Here is a 17,792-nt window from a genome sequence, read left to right as displayed (position 1 = left end):
AGACTATTAATAAAATAAATTACTTCAACAGTCTAAAAAATTATTGAAATGACCGTGTTAGGGATTGGAATGACATCCCTTTTTGAGGTACGAACAAAAAATAGAATCGAAAGCCCCACCTTTTTTATTCTAAAAATAATTAAAATAGGCAAAATATCTACCTACAAAAAGGTATTTAAATAAATTTGGAACTAAAAAAAGAGAACACCCAAACTCTAATCTTTCTTTTTCTTTCTTATTTTACCTTTCTTTCTCATTTTTGCAAACATCAATTTGTATTCTTCTACATTGACTTTTGCTTTTCTTTCAGTGATAATTTTTGAAAAATTAAAATTAAGTTTTGATTTTTGCGCTTTCAACTTGTCTTCTTGAAAGGCTCTTTGTAAAACGTCTTCTATTAAAAAGTCTTCATTTGTAGTTTCTGGATGGTATTCTGTTTTTAATGAAAGTTTAAAAATATTTGCTGTGGTGTTATACCAAAAGGCTTTCCATCCGCTTCGTAATTCTCTAATGTTTTCGAAAGCTGTTTTACTGGTTTGACGGTGAATTAATTTGATAAGTATACGACCTTCTGTTGTGGTCATTTTTTTTATTTGATCTGAAAACTCGCCTTCTATATAGTCTTGAACCATTCTGGTGTATTTTCTTCGTTTTCTTTTAGAGTCTATTCTTTGCAATCTTACATTTAATGAATCTAATCTTTGCGATGCCAATTGCGCAAACGGGTACGCTTTGTAAACTTTTCTACGAAACCAAAAATAATAACGTACATCTTCTCTTGAACTGAATTTATGTTTTGGTAACAAAGAGAACTCACTTAACTGTATTGTTAGAGAATCACCAGGTTTTACCAAAATGTATTCGTCTAGGTTTTTGGGCAAGGAATCTATTTCTCTTTTTTGAGAAAAAGAGAGCAACGAAATAGACATTATATATATGTATAGAATATTTTTCAAATCTTTAATTAATAAACATAAATTAGACCAAATTATTATTTAGTTGAATTATTTATATAGTCTTTCTAAATCTTTATAGTTTTCGTTAACAAAAAATTCTAAAAACTTTATTGAATCTTCTAACTGAATAGACCAAACATCATCAACTATCATTTTTTCTTTCTCACCAAATAGTCCAAAAAAAATCTTGACCTTTTTAGGTCGATTGAACCATAAAGAAAATTCAATATTATGATTGTTATCAAAATTTGCTGTTAAACAAAAGCTTTTTTTATTTTCAATATTTATAAAATCTAATGAAGGATTGTAATTTTCTCCTTTTACTTTTAATTGCTCTTCCCAAGGATAATTTTTAGCTATATCTAAAACTTCTTCTTTAGTAATTGGAGTATTTTTATAATCGATGTTTTCTCTATCTGGATAACAAATGGAATATTTAAAACTCATAGTCTAACTTATTTTATCTATAAAATCTTGTTCAGAAATAATCTCAATTCCTAAATCTTGCGCTTTTGTAAGTTTACTTGGCCCCATATTATCGCCAGCAACTATAAAATTTGTTTTTTTAGAAATAGAAGAGCTTACTTTTCCACCATTATCTTCAATTGCTTTTTTTAGTTCGTTTCTAGACATTTGATAAAAAACACCAGAAACTACAAAAACCTGACCTTGTAACAACTCTGTTTGATTTTCTAAACTTTCTGCAGAAACCTCTAATTGCAGCCCATAAGTTTTTAAACGGTTTATTAATTGAATGTTTCCTAAATCATTAGAAAAATCGATTATGCTTTGTGCTATTCTGCCTCCAATTTCATCGACTTTTATTAAATCTTCGAAGGTTGCCGTCATTAAATTGTCTATCGATTTAAAATGTTTTGCTAGTTTTTTAGCTACTGTTTCACCTACAAAACGAATTCCGAGTGCAAATAATACTTTTTCAAACGGAATTTCTTTTGATTTCTCAATTCCGTCTACCATATTTTGAGCAGATTTTTCGGCCATTCTTTCTAATGGAATCACTTGTTCAACATTTAAATCGTATAAATCTGCGTAATTCTGAATTAAACCTTCTTTACGTAATAAGTCTACAGTTTCTCCTCCTAAACCATCAATATCCATGGCTTTTCTAGAAATGTAATGTTGAATTCTACCTGTTATTTGAGGCGCACACCCAAATTCATTCGGGCAATAATGCTTGGCGTCTCCTTCTGTTCTTACTAATATTGTATTACACTCTGGACAATTGGCTGCATACCTTGATGGCTCTGAATCTTCTGGGCGTTTTGCAAAATCAACAGCAATTATTTTTGGAATAATTTCTCCGCCTTTTTCTACAAAAACAGTATCTTTTTCTCTAATATCTAGTTTTGCAATTTGATCTGCATTGTGCAAAGACGCACGTTTTACAGTAGTTCCTGCCAATTGAACCGGGTCTAAATTTGCAACAGGCGTAATTGCACCTGTTCTACCAACTTGATATGTAATTTTATTTAGAATTGTAGCAACTTGTTCTGCCTTAAATTTATATGCAATTGCCCATCTTGGAGCTTTTGCAGTATAACCTAATTCTTCTTGTTGTTGAAGATTGTTTACTTTAATGACAATTCCGTCTGTTTCGTATGGTAAATCATGTCGATTTACATCCCAATAATTTACAAAATCGTAGACTTCATCAATCGATTTTGCAAGTTTTATAGTTTTAGGAACTTTAAAACCAACATTTCTTGCGTTTTCTAAACTCTCGAAATGCGTTTTATATTTTCTTTCTGATGTTACTACTTGATACAATAAACAGTCTAAAGGTCTTTTTGCAACTTCTGCACTGTCTTGTAATTTTAAACTTCCGCTTGCAGTGTTTCTAGGATTTCTATATTCTTCTTCCCCGTTTTCTACTCGTTCTTCATTCATTTTATTGAAACCATCTAATGGTAAAATGATTTCTCCTCGCATTTCGAAATCAGAAACAAAGTCTTGTTTTATATTTAAAGGAATTGATTTTATAGTACGAATGTTTACTGAAACTTCATCACCCTGAAAACCATCACCTCGAGTTACTGCTTTTATAAATTGACCGTTTTCATAAGTAAGGTTTATAGAAGCTCCATCGAACTTTAACTCACAGGTGAATTCTAAATCTGTGCTACCTAATACTTTTTCAACTCGTTTTTCCCAATCTAATAAATCTTCTTTTGAATATGAATTGTCTAAAGAATACATTCTATTTTTATGAACAACGGTATTAAAGTTTTTAGTAACCGTTCCTCCTACTCTTTGAGTTGGTGAGTTTGCATCGAAAAATACTGAATTTTCAGTTTCTAGTTTTTCTAACTCTTTTAATTTTATATCAAAATCGAAATCGGAAATTGTAGCATTATCTAATACATAATAATTGTAATTATGATTATTTAATTCGTCTCGAAGTTGTTGTATTTTTTGTTGGATTGTCATATTTCTACTATTCTCTTACAGTTCCTGTAAAATGATTCACTTTAGAACTTATAGGATTTTCAGAAGATCTTCTAAAACTTGCTACTTGACCTGTATGCCAAATTGCATCTGCAATTGGCCCGTTTATTACATTAAAAAAAGGAATCGTAATTTCACCATCTTTTTTTTCTGTAAATTCTGATAAATCTTTACTTAATCTAATTCTATTACTTAAGGCTTCTAAATTTAAAAGTGTTTGTTTTCTCATTTCGAGAAACGTCATTTTATCTTTTTCTTTATCTTGTTTGAAATCCGTTTTTGTTAAACGCAACATCATATTCGATAAATCGTATAAATGATTTATTGTTTTTTGACAATCTCTACCCTCACCTTTTGGTTGATATGCTAAATCTTCTGATCGTAAACTTTCTGTAGACCAATAATATCTAAACCCCAAACCATCTATCATTCTTGCAACTGTGTTTTGTGCTGAATAATTTTCTTCCATTTTTGGAATTTCATAATAGGGTAGTTTTTCTTGTGAAGTCATTGTTACAGCAAAAAATAAAGTGATTATAATTATTAATTTGATTTTCATCCTTTTTATTTGAATGCTAAATTACGGAAAAGATTATTTTCTTCTGATATAATAAAAAATAAATAGCTTAAATTATTATGTCGAAAATTTGCAAACAAGTTTAGCCCAGATTGAACGGTTTGTTTGAGCTCTTTTTTGCCTTTTTAGGAAAAAAAAAGCGAGTAGTGAAAGCTGGAAACAGCTTCAAAAAATTAAAAAAAGACAAAACCCGACACAAAAAATGTATCGGGTTTTTTCATTCAATAAAATTGAACGAACTTGCATCAAAAGTATCTTTAATAATATGTAAACCTTCTAACTTTAGCAATGTGTTTTGCTAAACGAATTACTTGGTGAGAATATCCGTATTCATTGTCATACCATATATAAATAACTATAGTTTCTTTGTCTGTAATGGTTGCTTTACTATCGAAAATTGACGGTGCTGTTGTGCCAACAATGTCTGAAGAAACCAACTCATTATCCATTGAATATTGTATTTGCTCTACCAAATCGCCTTCTAAAGCGTTTTGTTTTATAAGTGCATTTACCGCCTCTCTGGTAACAGAAGTACGCAATTGTAAATTTAAAATAGCTAAAGAACCATTAGGAACAGGAACTCTAATTGCATTGGAAGTTAATTTACCTTCTAATGCTGGTATTGCTTTAGAAACTGCTGCACCTGCACCTGTTTCTGTAATTACCATATTTAGTGCAGCTGCTCTACCACGTCTGTATTTACTATGCATATTATCTACCAAATTTTGGTCGTTTGTATATGCATGAATGGTTTCTAAATGTCCTTTTTTAATTCCGTAATTGTCTTCTATAACTTTTAAAACGGGTGTAATAGCATTAGTAGTACAAGATGCCGCGGAAAAAATATCTACTTTATCTGGACTGTTTTGTTTGTGATTTACACCATGTACAATATTTGGAACTCCTTTTGCTGGTGCAGTTATTAAAACTTTACTTGCACCTTTTGCACTTAAGTGTCTTTTTAAAGCAACGTTATCTCTAAAAGCACCTGTGTTGTCTATAATTAATGCATCGTTAATTCCGTATTTTGTATAATCTATGTCTTCTGGATTCTTTGCAGAAATCATATGCACAGTTGTACCATTAATAATAAGTGCGTTATTTCCTACATCTGTTTGTACAGTTCCTAAAAAATCTCCATGAACAGAGTCTATACTTAATAAAGAAGCTCTTTTTTCTAAAACAGTTTCATTAATTTCACCACGAGTTACAATTGCTCTTAATCTTAATTGAGAACCTTTACCCATTTTAGTCATTAATTCTCTTGCTAACAAACGACCAATTCTACCAAAACCATATAAAACAACATCTTTTGGCTTAATGTCTTTAGAAGCAGTTGCGTCTTTTAACTTGTTTTGTACAAAGACAACTTTGTCTTCACTCTTTTTTGGATTTAAATAACATTCGTACGCTAGTTTACCAATATCTAATTTAGAAGATGGCAATTCTATTTGTTTAATTGCTTTTGCAATATCTAACGCATCTTGAATTGTAATTGGTTTGTTTACAAACTCTTTTGCATAATCTATTAGTTTTAAAATTTCACTAGCTCTTTTGTCTACTAATGGATTTCTAAAAAGCACCAATTCAATAGATTTATCGTACCATAAATCGTTTACAATATTAATAAACTCTACAGTTGCTCTTCTTGTTTGTGCTTGTGATAATACTTCTTCGTTGTAATTAATTATTGTTGACATAGTTGTGTAACTAATTAGTTAAAATTTTCGGCAAAAGTATTTATTTTTTTTTAGAATACGAAATCGATTTCGTGAAAAATTTTAAATAAAAAAAATCCTGATTAAAAAATCAGGATTTTTAAATTGTTTTGTGATTTAGTTATCTGTAAATATAACGCTCTACTTCGCCTTCTAAATTGATCATTTCTACAGTAATTCTAGCTCTATTAGCAACCAAATTATCTAATAACTTAACGGCTTCATTTGCACCTTTTACTACATTATTATTCACTTTGGTAATAATATAGTTTTTTAAATTAGTTTCTTCAGCATCTTTACCCGTTCTAACAATCTTTACACCGTTATTAATTCCTTTTCTCTTTAATTCTTTTTCGGAAAGATCTTTTAATTCCCATTGAAAAACTGATGAAATATATCTTTCTACAGATTTAGATAATTTTACTTTCTTTACTAAAGTTTCTCCATCTCTGTCTACTGTAATATCTACAAATTCTCCTGGTCTTTTTGCCGTTAACTGACCTTTTAATTCAGAGAATTTAGAGATTTTTACATTGTTTATTCTTTTGATAATATCACCAGACTGTAAACCTAATTTCTTACCGTTCTCTGTTTCTTCAACAACACTAGCTATTTTTACGCCTTCTTCTTGGTAAGTAGCATCTACACTAATCCCTAAAATTGCTTGTTGCACTTTACCAAACTCTAAAATATCATCAATAATTTTTTTAGCAATATTTGAAGGAACTGCAAAAGAATACCCAATAAACGAGCCCGTTTTAGAAGAAATTGCTGTATTAATTCCTACTAATTCTCCACGAGTATTTACCAAAGCTCCTCCACTATTTCCAGGATTTACGGCAGCATCTGTTTGTATAAAAGACTCAATATTTCTGTTTCCTTCTAAATCTCTTCCTTTAGCCGAAACAATACCTGCTGTTACTGTTGATGTTAAATTATAAGGATTACCAACCGCTAGAACCCATTCTCCAATTTTTACAGAATCTGAATTAGCGAAAGGAATATATGGTAAATCGAAATCTGCATCAATTTTTAACAACGCAATATCATTCGTTGGATCTGTACCTATTAATTCGGCAACATATTTCTTCTGATTATTAAGCGTAATTTCAATATTTGTAGCATTATCAATTACATGATTGTTTGTAATTACATAACCATCTGCAGATATAATTACACCACTTCCAGTACCAACTTGTTCGTATTTTCTTTTTCCACTTCCGTTTCCATAAAACAGTTCTGCCCATGGATTTGACTGTGTTCTTATTGCCGTATTTTTAACGTGAACAACAGCATGCACCGTATTTTCTGCAGCCATTGTAAAATCTATTGAACTTGCAACAGTATTTACCTTATTTAATGCTGGATTATAACTTGCAGTAACTGTTTGCATTGGTTGCTGAACTGTTTTTTCTATAACAATTTGTTCATTAAATAACATTTTGTAACCACCTAATGTTAATGCGCCACCTAAAATTGCCATTCCTATAAAACCAAAAAATCTTTTCATAATCATTACTTTTTTTAATTAATCAAATATACAATTTTAACAAATCCATAAATTTTGTTTAACTTGATTTTAACGGACTTTAACCGCTTTTTAACAAAGCTATTCTATTCTTGAAATACTTATATTTGTAGTCATGAAAATAGATTTTTATAAATTTCAAGGAACGGGAAACGATTTTGTGATGATAGATAACAGAGAAAATCTGTTTCCTAAAGAGAGTATTAAAACAATATCACATCTTTGTGATAGACATTTTGGTATTGGTGCAGATGGTATTATTTTGATTGAAAACGACACTGAATTTGATTTTAAAATGATTTATTTTAATGCAGATGGAAGTGAAACTTTCTGTGGAAATGGCGGAAGATGTGCTGTTGCTTTTGCTAAACAATTAGATATCATTAAAAATAAAACTAATTTTATTGCTGTTGATGGACCGCATTTTGCAGAAATTGAAAACGGAATTATTTCTTTAAAAATGATTGATGTTGAAGAAATAAAAGTAAATGAGAATTCAGTTTTTACGTATACAGGAACACAGCATCATGTTGAGATGGTTGAAAGTTTAGACGATTATCCTGTTTTTGAAAACGGAAAAAAAATAAGATATAGTTATAATGATCCAGGAAGTAATGTCAATTTTGTGGAACAAATTAATGACACTACCTTTAGAGTTAGAACCTATGAAAAAGGTGTGGAAAATGAAACTTTAGCTTGTGGAACTGGCGTTACAGCCGTTGCAATTGCCATGCATAAAACGAACAAAACAACCAGTAACAAGATTTCTTTACCTGTTGAAGGAGGAAATTTAGAAGTTTCTTTTATTGAAGAAAATGGAATCTATAAAAATGTATATTTAAAAGGACCTGCGAAATTTGTTTTTGCAGGAGAAATAAATATTTAATGCAAAATATTACAGGAAAACATATAACCTTAAGAGCCTTAGAACCAGACGATTTAGATTTTCTATACAACATAGAAAACAATGAATCTTTTTGGGAAATAAGTCATACCCAAACACCATTTTCTAAATATATTTTAAAACAATATTTAGAAAATGCTCATTTAGATATTTTTGAAGCAAAACAATTACGTTTAGTTATTGAAGAGAAATTAACAAAGAAACAAGTTGGAATGATTGATTTGTTCGATTTTAATCCACAACATAAAAGAGCAGGAGTTGGGATTTTAATTCATCCAGATTTTCAGAGCAACGGTTTTGCAACAGAAGCTTTATCATTATTAATCAATTATACTTTTACGCATTTAGATTTACATCAATTATATGCGAATATTACTTCTGATAACTCAAAAAGTATTTCTTTGTTTACTAAACATCAATTCGAGAAAGTTGGTGTAAAAAAAGATTGGATTTTATCCAAAGGAAAGTTTAAAAATGAAATACTATTTCAATTGATAAAAGAGTAACTTTACACCCTATTAAAAACATTTACAATTGAAGAAAAAAATTATTTACATTTTAGCAGCCGTTATTTTAATCGGCGGACTTATAGGTTACAATTATTATCAAAAAATATTCGGAAAAGCAATTACAAAAGAGCTTGTACTTTTTGTAAACTCTACCGATAGTCTATTAGACGTTAAACAAAAAATAGCAGAATTTTCTAAAAGCCCAGAAACTTTTCTATGGGTTTCAGCTAAAAAGAGTTTTTCTAAACCAAAAGCTGGAAGATATGTATTAAAAGAAGGAATGTCTAATAACGATCTTGTAAATATGTTACGAAGTGGCAGACAAACTCCATTAAAAATCTCATTTAACAATCAAGATACTTTAGAAAAATTTGCAGGTAGAATTGCTGAACAAATAGAAGTAGATTCAATTTCATTACTTACTTCTTTTACAAATGAAAAATTTTTATTAGAAAATAATCTGACAAAAAAATCTGTATTACAAATATTTATACCTAATACCTATGAGTTTTATTGGACAGTTTCTCCTGAAAAATTCAGAACAAAAATGCTAGTTGCATATAAGAGGTTCTGGAATAAAAGTAGATTAGAAAAAGCGAAAAAACTTAACTTAACTAAAAGCGAAGTTATCACATTAGCTTCTATCGTTCAGAAAGAAACAGCACAAAAAACTGAAAGACCAATTGTTGCAGGTCTATATTTAAACAGACTTCAAAAAGATTGGCCTTTACAAGCAGATCCAACAATTATTTATTGTGTAAAGGAAGTTAAAGGCCAAGATTATGTTGTAAAAAGAGTTTTAACTGTAGATTTAGAAATAAACTCTCCTTATAACACTTATAAAAACAGAGGCTTACCTCCTACTTTAATTGCAATGCCAGATATTTCTGCAATTGATGGTGTTTTAAATGCTGAAAAACACAACTATTATTATATGTGTGTAAATGTTGAGAAATTAGGATTTCATGCTTTTGCAAAAACACTATCACAACACAATAGAAATGCTGCAAAATATCACCAATGGATGAACAAACAAGGTGTAAATAGGTAATTAGTTTTTAGTTTTTAGTTTTTAGTTTTTAGTTTTTAGTTTTTAGTTTTTAGTTTTTAGTTTTTAAAATTCATAAATACATTTTGATAAAAAACAGCTTCATACTTTTTATTCAATTCTTTATATTTACAACTTTCTGTCATGCACAAAGTTCTTCATTTTATAAAAAATCTGATACTTTAAATAAAAAAAGAAGAAATGCAATTATTATTACTGAAAGTGTTTTAGCAGGCGGAAGTCTACTTGCATTAAATCAACTTTGGTATAAAGATTATGAACGTTCTGGTTTTCATTTTAAAAATGATAATGCAGATTGGCAACAAATGGATAAAGCTGGGCATTTTATGACTTCATATTATGTTGGTAAAGTTGGTATGGAAGTTTTAGATTGGGCAGGAGTTTCTAAAACAAATCAATTAATATATGGTGCAACTTTCGGTTTTACCTTTTTAACTGCTGTGGAAGTTTTAGATGGATTTTCTAAAGAATGGGGAGCATCAACTGGAGACATTTTAGCAAATGCTGCAGGAACTGGTTTATTAGTTGGACAAGAATTACTTTGGAACGAACAAAGAATTACAGTAAAATACTCTTTTCATCAAACTAATTTTGCAAAACAAAGACCTAATACTCTAGGAGAAAATTATTTACAACAAGCTTTAAAAGATTATAACGGGCAAACTTATTGGCTTTCTGCTAATATTTGGTCTTTTAACAAAGAAAGTAGCTTTCCAAAATGGTTAAATATTGCTTTTGGTTACGGAGCGGAAGGTATGTTATTTGGAGAAACAAAAACTACAAACCCAATACCACAAGACCCTAACAGACAATTTTACTTGAGTTTAGACCTAGATTTAACCAAAATCAACACAAATTCGAAATTCTTAAAATCTGTCTTTTCTGTTGTTAATTTCATAAAGATACCATCACCAACATTAGAAATTAACACAAAAGGTAAAGTAAAATTTCATTATCTGTATTTTTAATAAAATTTAACATATTGATTGTCATAAACTTATACTTTGTGTTGTAAATTTGCACCCGCAAAACAGAAATATTATTTTTATCAAAAAGTTTTTACTCTTATTCGGAATTATTTTAGTGTTTGTCAATGCAACTTCTATTGACATAAAAAACAGTTCTGAAAAATCAGTCACTTTTCCAAAAAACAATAATTACAACATTCCTTATTTACAAAAAAACTTTGTAGGTTTTAAAGAAGCTTTGGCTTTTAAAGAATCTCAAGGAAAATATAGAATTGTAAATACATTAGGTTATTTAGGAAAATACCAATTTGGAAGAACTACACTACACAGGTTCAATATCTACAATACACAAGACTTTTTAAAAAATCCAGAATTACAAGAAAACGCATTTGTTGCTTTGTGTAAAGTAAATAAATGGATTTTAAGAAAAGACATCAAACGTTCAGTTGGTAAAACTATAAACGGAATTAAAATTACTGAATCTGGTATTTTAGCAGCCGCACATTTAAGTGGTGCAGGAAATGTTAAGAAGTTCTTACGAAGTAATGGTTCTCAACGTTTTTCTGATGCTTATGGTGCTTCTATTCAATCTTATTTAAAGAAGTTTGGTGGTTATGATGTTTCTATCATTAAAGCAGATAGAAAAGCAAAAGCTTAATTCTTATTACTCTTTATGAATAATAAAAATAGCGGGTTTTTTATGTAAATCTGGTTGTTGATGTTTCCAATCTTTCACCAACATCGTTTTAATATATTCTGTTGATAAAGTAATATCTGCGGCAATACATAAACTTGTATTTGGTGACAATACTGCTTTTAAATCTGCAAACATTTTTTCGTTTCTATAAGGCGTTTCAATAAAAATTTGAGATTGATTTTTATCTTTTGATAATTTCTCTAAATCCTTAACAGCTTTTTTTCGTTCTCCTTTATCTATTGGTAAATATCCATTAAAAGCAAAGTTTTGTCCGTTCATACCAGAACTCATCATTGCCATTAAAATAGAACTTGGTCCTACTAAAGGAATTACTCTAATATTATTTTCGTGTGCAATTTTTACGATACTTGCACCTGGATCTGCAATTGCAGGAACGCCAGCTTCAGAAAGTAAACCAACATTTACTCCTTCTTTACAAACGTCTAAATACTTTGTAGTTTCTATCTCATCCGCATATTTATCTAACAACATTAATTGTAAAGATGGTTGTGATTTTTTTGGAGAAATTTTCTTAATAAATCTTCTTGCTGATTTTTCATTCTCAACAATATAATAATCGATTTCTTCAACTACTTTTTTAACTGATAAAGGCATTACTTCTAGAGGTTCAGTTTCACCTAAAGTTGTAGGGATTAAATAAAGTTTACCAATCATTTTATAGTTTTTTAGAGATAAGTTCGCAGGCTTCGTCTAACATTTATATACGTTTTCAAAACCTTGATTTCCTCCATAATAAGGATCTGGAACAGATTTGTTTTTGTTTGGATTAATTTCGTTTAAAATCATTTTTACTTTATTGCTATCATTTTCACTTCTAGATAACATTAAGATATTCTGATAGTTACTTTCATCCATCGCATAAATAATATCAAAATCTTTTACCACAAATTTTCTGGCACTTTGATTTGTGATATCTATTCCATATTTTCTTGCAACATCAATAGAACGTTCATCTGGCAAATTACCAACATGATATGCAGCGGTTCCGGCAGAATCTACAAAAACTTTATTCAAGTTTATTTTAGATTTCAAAATACCTTCAGCTAGTGGCGAACGACAAATATTCCCCAAACAAACCATTAGTACTTTCTGCATAAAAATATTATTTTGTTAAAAATAAGAAATTGTTTTCCGCATAAAAAGTTTATGAGAAGTTAATTCAGTATTAATAAAAGTTATTTGAGATTGTATTTTTAGAAAGTCAACTTTTTTGTTAAATCGTCTACGTACTTTCTAAACTGCTTATCAGTTTCAGAAAGATTGTCAACGGTTTTACAAGCATGTAATACAGTTGCATGATCTCTTTGCCCTATCTGATTACCAATACTCGCTAAAGACGTTTTTGTTAGTCTTTTAGCAAAAAACATAGCCAATTGTCTTGCTTGTACAATATGTCTTTTTCTAGTTTTAGATTGTAAAGTTGCAACATCCATATCAAAATATTTAGATACTTCTTTTTGAATATAATCTATAGAAACTTCCTTCTTGGTATTTTTTACAAATTTATCTACAATTTGTTTTGCCAACTCAACAGAGAATTCTCGTCTATTAAAAGAAGCTTGTGCAATCATAGAAATAAGTACACCTTCTAATTCTCTTACGTTAGATTTAATATTCTTCGCAATATATTCTACAATATCTTCTGGCATTTCTACGCCATCTCTGTACAATTTATTTTGTAAAATAGAAATTCTAGTTTCGTAATCTGGTGCTTGTAATTCTGCAGATAATCCCCATTTAAAACGAGAAAGCAAACGTTGCTCAATATCTTGCATATCTACTGGCGCTTTATCCGAAGTTAAAATTACCTGTTTTCCATTTTGATGTAAATGGTTAAAAATATGAAAGAACACATCTTGTGTACCTGCTTTTCCTGATAAAAACTGAACATCATCGATCAATAAAACATCAATCATCTGATAGAAATGAATAAAGTCATTTCTAGTGTTCGATTTAACTGAATCTATAAACTGTTGTGTGAATTTTTCCGAAGAAATATACAAAACGGTTTTATCTGGATATTTGTCTTTTATATCTACACCAATAGCATGTGCTAAATGTGTTTTTCCTAAACCAACTCCACCATATATTAATAACGGATTAAATGAGGTTCCGCCAGGTTTATTAGCTACTGCCATACTTGCAGAACGTGCTAGTCTGTTAGAATCTCCTTCAATAAAGTTAGAAAAATTGTAATTAGGGTTTAATTGAGACTCAATTTTAACCTTCTGTAAACCTGGAATTACAAACGGATTTCTTAACTCTCTTTTATTAGATTCTAAAGGAACCGTAACTCTTTGAGGTTTTAAAGGATCTCTATTAGAACTAGGGATTTTAACAATTTGTGGCCTGTTACTGCTATAATTGTTTTCCATTTTTACATCGTAAATCAATTTGGCGTCATTTCCTAATTGTCTTACTAATGCAACTCTTAATAATTTAATATAATGTTCCTCTAACCATTCGTAAAAGAATTTACTAGGTACTTGAATTGTTAATGCTTCTCCTGAAAGTTTAACCGGTTTTATAGGTTCAAACCAAGTTTTGTACGCTTGCGGTTTAATATTGTCTTTTATAAAAGACAGGCATTCGTTCCAAACAGAGTCAGCAGTTAAATTCATTTATTATTGGAGGTGCTTTTTGGTTAAAATATTGGGTTAAAAACTAGAATATTACCTGTTTCTTTAGGGTTGTACAAAAGTGTGAATAAAATTCAGTATAAAAAAATCAATTTGCTATTGATTATTAACTATTTTTTGCGTAAAATGCTAAAATAAGTTTTGTCTATTACAAATGAAAAAATCATCAACAAAAACAAGAATTAGATATTCTGAAACCGATCAAATGGGCGTAGTCTATCATGGTAATTACGCTCAATTTTTTGAAATGGGTAGAACAGAATGGCTACGTTCTTTAGGGGTTACATACAAAGATATGGAAATAAGCGGAGTAATGTTGCCCGTAATTTCTATAAACTTCAAATTTATAAAACCTGCACTTTATGATGATATTTTAACCATTTATACTTTTCTCAAAAAAAAGCCAATGGTTAAAATTGAATTTGATTATGAAATTAAAAATCAAAATGATGAATTAATTTGTACAGGAAATTCTGTTTTGGCTTTTATGAGTTCTAAAACGATGAAACCAATGAAATGCCCTGATTATTTATTGGAAGGTTTAGGGTTTTAATTTAAAGTTTATTACATCTCGATAATAAACATTACCATATTTTTTTAAATTTACTTTAAAATAAGCTTTTTTAGTAATAATTGATTTATTGAATTTAAGAAAAGTAAAACCATCTTGATCAATTTTAGTTATATTTTGAATTGAATTGAAGGTTAAATTATCTGCACTAAATTGTAAATCTATTGAAATCTCTTTAATTGGATTTGTTTTGTAAATAAAATAATAATAATATTTAGAATCTTTTTTTAGTTTAGGTATATCTGAAAAACCTTTAAAAAACCAAATTCTATTTATAAATTTCGATTTATTAAATTCATCTAAAGATAAAGATTTATCTAAAAGTTGCCACTTTTTATTCTTTGGATAATGAGTAATAATTGATTGTTCAGGTTTTACATCAAAATAATAATCAGAAACAATAGGATTCAAAGAAGTGCCCCAAGTTGTATCAACAATCATCCATTTACCCGATATTTTCACAACATTCCAAGCGTGTCTAAAATCATCATCTGACTCTAACTCAACATATTTATTCCTCTCATCTCTAATATGGCCAGATACATTTTCTACCTCAACGTCTATTTCCTTCATAAACCATTCAAAAAGATTGGCATAACCAGCACAAACTCCTTTCCTATTTTCATAAACTTGAAATTCATCTTGTTTTTTAATATATTCTTCATAAATATTTTCGACTTCATCCATTCTCTTTAAGAAAACATGGTCATATTTTATATTTGTCCCAATCCAATAATAAAAAAAAAAGAGCCAATTGCCTGTCTTTTTTAATATTCTTTTGAGCAAAGTCAACTAAGTCCCACATTTCTAAATTTAAATTTTCAGTTTTATCAACTAAAGACTTTATAGTATCATTTTGCGAGAAAATGTTATTAATAAATAATAGACAAAAAAATATTAGTATTGTTTTCCTCATAATTTATAGAATAATAAAATTTATTTAAAGCTAAAACAAATTTCATTCCAAAACCTTCACTTCAACTTTATACAAATTATCAAAAATGCTAAAAATAGCATCCGCATCATTTTTTCTTACGGAAATAATATATTGGCAATCCATCTCTAATTTTTGATTGACAATTTCTATATTCTTTTCTTTTATAATTCTCTGAACAGCATTCATTAAATCGTAATTGAACGTCAGTTTATATTCAATATTTATGGTCTTTACTAGAATATTAGAAGCTTCTAAAGCCATTTGAGCAGAAGTTTTATATGCTGAAATTAATCCACCAACACCCAATTTTGTTCCACCAAAATAACGAACAGAAACGATTAAAATATTGGTAACCTCAAAAGATTGAATTTGACCATAAATTGGCATACCAGCAGAATTATTTGGTTCACCATCATCATTTGCTCTAAATCTAATTTTCTCTATTCCTAATTGATAAGCATAACAAAAATGACGTGCAGCATGATGTTTTTTCTTGAGTTCTTCTAATTTCTCCTTTACATCATCTTCAGACAAAACAGGAAAAGTATATCCAAAAAATTTACTTCCCTTTTCTTTAAAAAGAGTTTCTTCAGATGGTTTTTCGATAGTTTTATAAACGTCTTCTTCCATTTTAAGCAATAGTTACTAATACAATTCCTAAAATTGCCAAAGCAACTCCTATTTTATTTTTTAAACTGAATTTCTCTTTAAATAACAACAAACCAACCAAAGTAGATACAATTACAATAGCCACATTGTTAATAGTAAATAAAGTTGAACTCTCGAAAGCATCATTTTGCAATGCTTTTATTAAAAATATGATTGAAAAATAATTAGGAACTCCTAAAATAATTCCTGCAATTATATTTTTAAGCCCAAATGTTTCTCTTTTTTTGATAGTTTTTATTATTAAAATTATAAATGCAAAAAAAGCTGCAATACCAAAAAGACTTCCTGAAAAAATAGAAACATCTTGCTCTGCAACATGGTTTGTTTGTATATATTTTAATAATGTATCTATAGTTCCGGAACCAATAAAAAGCAAAACAGGAAACAATAAAGTTCCTTTTTTTTCTGACTTTTCTTCTTTTACTGAAGATAAATATACCGCAATTAAAGCGATAACAATTCCAACTATTTTTAAGAAAGTTACAGATTCATTGTATAAAATTATTCCAAAAAATACTGGAACCACTACAGACATTTTACCAGCAATTGAAGTTACAGAAACTCCGTTTTTTTGAGCCGTCATTGCCATTACAAAAAAGATAGACACAAACAATGCTCCTAAAACTAACGCACCAGAAAACCAAGGTTCTAAATAAATTTCTGAAATAGGTATTTGTCTTTCAGCTAATAAAAAACCCATAGCAAAAGCAACAATATAGTTTACAAAAATTGCTTTTAAAACATCTACTTTATAGATACCAAAATATTTAAAAATAACAAATAAACCTGTTGAAAAAAGGACACTTAAAGCTAGAAAAATCAAATTATAGTTGGTTTTTAGTAAATAATTCTACTACATCTTCTTCGCCCGGAATTAAATTCCAGACATGAATTCTTAATTCTTTTGCAGCTACTGTATTTATTTTTAAATCATCTACAAATAAAGTTTCAGCTGCAACTAAGTTGTTTTCATTTAGGACAAATTCATAGATTTCTGTATCTGGTTTTCTAAAATTAATTTCGTGTGATAAATAGAATTTATCAAAACAATTTTTAAATTCATTATACAATTCCATTCCCCAATTATTTTGAATCCAAGAAATATGTAATTCATTGGTATTGCTTAATAAAATGAGTTTGTATTTTTTACTTTCTACTAATTTCTTTAAAAAAGTTAAACGTGTTTTTGGGAAATCTAATAAAATAGCATTCCAAGCACTAACTAAACCTTCTCTTTTTATATGTGGAAATTTATTTTGATAGAAACTAATAAATTCATCCGTAGAAATTAAACCTTTTTCATATTTATGATAAACATCAATCATGTCTTCAGAAATATCTGAAACACCTAATTTTACCATTTCTTTATACGTTGCTTCTTTATCTAAATTGATAAAAATATCACCAAAATCGAAAATTATATTTTTAATCATTCTTACCTGTTGTGCATTATAAAAAAGCTGTTCATTGATTAAGAGAATCGTATATTTAATTGAATTTCAAACATTTAAATAGATGAACAGCTTTAGAGCAAATTACGAGAAAATTTTAGAGGTATTAAAG

The 17,792-nt window shown here is 28.9% G+C and carries 18 protein-coding genes and 1 pseudogene; 6 read left to right on the top strand and 13 right to left on the bottom strand.

The genetic code is table 11. From position 1 onward, the window contains the following. Nucleotides 1–215: 215 nt before the first annotated feature. The 6 genes from V3V28_RS13130 to V3V28_RS13105 all read right to left on the bottom strand — a co-directional run bounded on the left by V3V28_RS13130 (nt 216) and on the right by V3V28_RS13105 (nt 7,227). Entirely contained in the window at nt 216–929 is a 714-nt protein-coding gene (locus V3V28_RS13130; protein ID WP_331365468.1) for a DUF4294 domain-containing protein, read from the bottom strand. 75 nt (nt 930–1,004) lie between these two features. Beyond that, complete coding sequence (locus tag V3V28_RS13125; RefSeq protein WP_331365467.1) at nt 1,005–1,403, bottom strand: hypothetical protein; 399 nt, start codon at nt 1,401–1,403, stop codon at nt 1,005–1,007. 3 nt (nt 1,404–1,406) lie between these two features. Beyond that, the gene (gene ligA / locus V3V28_RS13120) at nt 1,407–3,404 is read right to left on the bottom strand and encodes an NAD-dependent DNA ligase LigA (RefSeq protein WP_331365466.1); all 1,998 of its coding nucleotides are present in this window, start codon (nt 3,402–3,404) and stop codon (nt 1,407–1,409) included. 7 nt (nt 3,405–3,411) lie between these two features. Next, entirely contained in the window at nt 3,412–3,981 is a 570-nt protein-coding gene (locus tag V3V28_RS13115) for a hypothetical protein (RefSeq protein ID WP_331365465.1), read from the bottom strand. Between the two features lie 275 nt (nt 3,982–4,256). Beyond that, nucleotides 4,257–5,699 (bottom strand): glyceraldehyde-3-phosphate dehydrogenase, encoded by a 1,443-nt coding sequence (locus V3V28_RS13110; RefSeq protein ID WP_331365464.1) that lies wholly within the window; start codon nt 5,697–5,699, stop codon nt 4,257–4,259. A gap of 139 nt (nt 5,700–5,838) precedes the next feature. Further along, on the bottom strand, nt 5,839–7,227 hold the full coding sequence (locus tag V3V28_RS13105; RefSeq protein ID WP_331365463.1) for a trypsin-like peptidase domain-containing protein: 1,389 nt from the start codon (nt 7,225–7,227) through the stop codon (nt 5,839–5,841). 133 nt (nt 7,228–7,360) lie between these two features. Here V3V28_RS13105 and dapF point away from each other — a divergent pair, with 133 nt between their 5' ends. From dapF to V3V28_RS13080, 5 genes are all read left to right on the top strand, one after another. Then, a complete protein-coding gene (dapF, locus tag V3V28_RS13100) occupies nt 7,361–8,131 on the top strand; it encodes a diaminopimelate epimerase (protein ID WP_331365462.1) in 771 nt (256 codons plus the stop codon). Beyond that, the gene (locus V3V28_RS13095) at nt 8,131–8,655 is read left to right on the top strand and encodes a GNAT family N-acetyltransferase (RefSeq protein ID WP_331365461.1); all 525 of its coding nucleotides are present in this window, start codon (nt 8,131–8,133) and stop codon (nt 8,653–8,655) included. The genes dapF and V3V28_RS13095 overlap by 1 nt, the downstream gene beginning before the upstream one ends. A gap of 28 nt (nt 8,656–8,683) precedes the next feature. Further along, entirely contained in the window at nt 8,684–9,709 is a 1,026-nt protein-coding gene (mltG, locus tag V3V28_RS13090; protein WP_331365460.1) for an endolytic transglycosylase MltG, read from the top strand. An 83-nt stretch (nt 9,710–9,792) separates the two neighbouring features. After that, entirely contained in the window at nt 9,793–10,695 is a 903-nt protein-coding gene (locus V3V28_RS13085) for a DUF2279 domain-containing protein (protein WP_331365459.1), read from the top strand. A 49-nt stretch (nt 10,696–10,744) separates the two neighbouring features. Then, nucleotides 10,745–11,353 carry a peptidoglycan-binding protein LysM gene (locus V3V28_RS13080; protein WP_331365458.1) on the top strand — a complete coding sequence of 203 codons (609 nt, stop codon included), beginning with the start codon at nt 10,745–10,747 and terminating at the stop codon, nt 11,351–11,353. A 6-nt stretch (nt 11,354–11,359) separates the two neighbouring features. Here V3V28_RS13080 and V3V28_RS13075 read toward each other — a convergent pair whose 3' ends face one another. The 3 genes and pseudogenes from V3V28_RS13075 to dnaA form a co-directional block, all read right to left on the bottom strand. Then, nucleotides 11,360–12,067 (bottom strand): SAM-dependent methyltransferase, encoded by a 708-nt coding sequence (locus V3V28_RS13075; protein ID WP_331365457.1) that lies wholly within the window; start codon nt 12,065–12,067, stop codon nt 11,360–11,362. A 1-nt stretch (nt 12,068) separates the two neighbouring features. Further along, nucleotides 12,069–12,508 (bottom strand): annotated as a pseudogene (locus V3V28_RS13070) (low molecular weight protein-tyrosine-phosphatase). Between the two features lie 98 nt (nt 12,509–12,606). After that, complete coding sequence (gene dnaA, locus V3V28_RS13065) at nt 12,607–14,034, bottom strand: chromosomal replication initiator protein DnaA (protein ID WP_331365456.1); 1,428 nt, start codon at nt 14,032–14,034, stop codon at nt 12,607–12,609. A gap of 172 nt (nt 14,035–14,206) precedes the next feature. Between dnaA and V3V28_RS13060 the strand changes: the two genes are divergently transcribed. Next, nucleotides 14,207–14,605, top strand: coding sequence for an acyl-CoA thioesterase (locus V3V28_RS13060; protein WP_331365455.1), 399 nt, complete (start codon nt 14,207–14,209; stop codon nt 14,603–14,605). On the opposite strand, the gene V3V28_RS13055 is transcribed toward V3V28_RS13060, so the two are convergent. From V3V28_RS13055 to V3V28_RS13040, 4 genes are all read right to left on the bottom strand, one after another. Beyond that, nucleotides 14,594–15,409, bottom strand: coding sequence for a transglutaminase domain-containing protein (locus V3V28_RS13055; RefSeq protein ID WP_331365454.1), 816 nt, complete (start codon nt 15,407–15,409; stop codon nt 14,594–14,596). The genes V3V28_RS13060 and V3V28_RS13055 overlap by 12 nt on opposite strands. 172 nt (nt 15,410–15,581) lie before the next feature. Beyond that, the gene (locus V3V28_RS13050; protein ID WP_331365453.1) at nt 15,582–16,190 is read right to left on the bottom strand and encodes an IMPACT family protein; all 609 of its coding nucleotides are present in this window, start codon (nt 16,188–16,190) and stop codon (nt 15,582–15,584) included. Nucleotide 16,191: 1 nt separating this feature from the next. After that, nucleotides 16,192–17,052, bottom strand: a complete 861-nt coding sequence (locus tag V3V28_RS13045) for an EamA family transporter (protein ID WP_331365452.1) — start codon at nt 17,050–17,052, stop codon at nt 16,192–16,194. A 1-nt stretch (nt 17,053) separates the two neighbouring features. Further along, nucleotides 17,054–17,662 (bottom strand): HAD-IA family hydrolase, encoded by a 609-nt coding sequence (locus V3V28_RS13040; protein ID WP_331365451.1) that lies wholly within the window; start codon nt 17,660–17,662, stop codon nt 17,054–17,056. Between the last annotated feature and the right edge of the window lie 130 nt (nt 17,663–17,792).

Origin of the sequence: Polaribacter sp., from assembly GCF_036480315.1 — a bacterium.
In the GTDB taxonomy this organism is placed as follows: domain Bacteria; phylum Bacteroidota; class Bacteroidia; order Flavobacteriales; family Flavobacteriaceae; genus Polaribacter.
This window is presented reverse-complemented; position numbering and strand designations above follow the sequence as displayed.

Bases quoted from the DNA above. Each gene is read 5' to 3' on its own strand.
- ligA (WP_331365466.1), bottom strand. From the start codon at position 3,404: ATGACAATCCAACAAAAAATACAACAACTTCGAGACGAATTAAATAAT.
- dnaA (WP_331365456.1), bottom strand. From the start codon at position 14,034: ATGAATTTAACTGCTGACTCTGTTTGGAACGAATGCCTGTCTTTTATA.
- V3V28_RS13130 (WP_331365468.1), bottom strand. From the start codon at position 929: ATGTCTATTTCGTTGCTCTCTTTTTCTCAAAAAAGAGAAATAGATTCC.
- V3V28_RS13060 (WP_331365455.1), top strand. From the start codon at position 14,207: ATGAAAAAATCATCAACAAAAACAAGAATTAGATATTCTGAAACCGAT.
- V3V28_RS13105 (WP_331365463.1), bottom strand. From the start codon at position 7,227: ATGAAAAGATTTTTTGGTTTTATAGGAATGGCAATTTTAGGTGGCGCA.
- V3V28_RS13110 (WP_331365464.1), bottom strand. From the start codon at position 5,699: ATGTCAACAATAATTAATTACAACGAAGAAGTATTATCACAAGCACAA.
- V3V28_RS13050 (WP_331365453.1), bottom strand. From the start codon at position 16,190: ATGGAAGAAGACGTTTATAAAACTATCGAAAAACCATCTGAAGAAACT.
- dapF (WP_331365462.1), top strand. From the start codon at position 7,361: ATGAAAATAGATTTTTATAAATTTCAAGGAACGGGAAACGATTTTGTG.
- V3V28_RS13095 (WP_331365461.1), top strand. From the start codon at position 8,131: ATGCAAAATATTACAGGAAAACATATAACCTTAAGAGCCTTAGAACCA.
- V3V28_RS13125 (WP_331365467.1), bottom strand. From the start codon at position 1,403: ATGAGTTTTAAATATTCCATTTGTTATCCAGATAGAGAAAACATCGAT.
- V3V28_RS13075 (WP_331365457.1), bottom strand. From the start codon at position 12,067: ATGATTGGTAAACTTTATTTAATCCCTACAACTTTAGGTGAAACTGAA.
- V3V28_RS13115 (WP_331365465.1), bottom strand. From the start codon at position 3,981: ATGAAAATCAAATTAATAATTATAATCACTTTATTTTTTGCTGTAACA.
- V3V28_RS13040 (WP_331365451.1), bottom strand. From the start codon at position 17,662: ATGATTAAAAATATAATTTTCGATTTTGGTGATATTTTTATCAATTTA.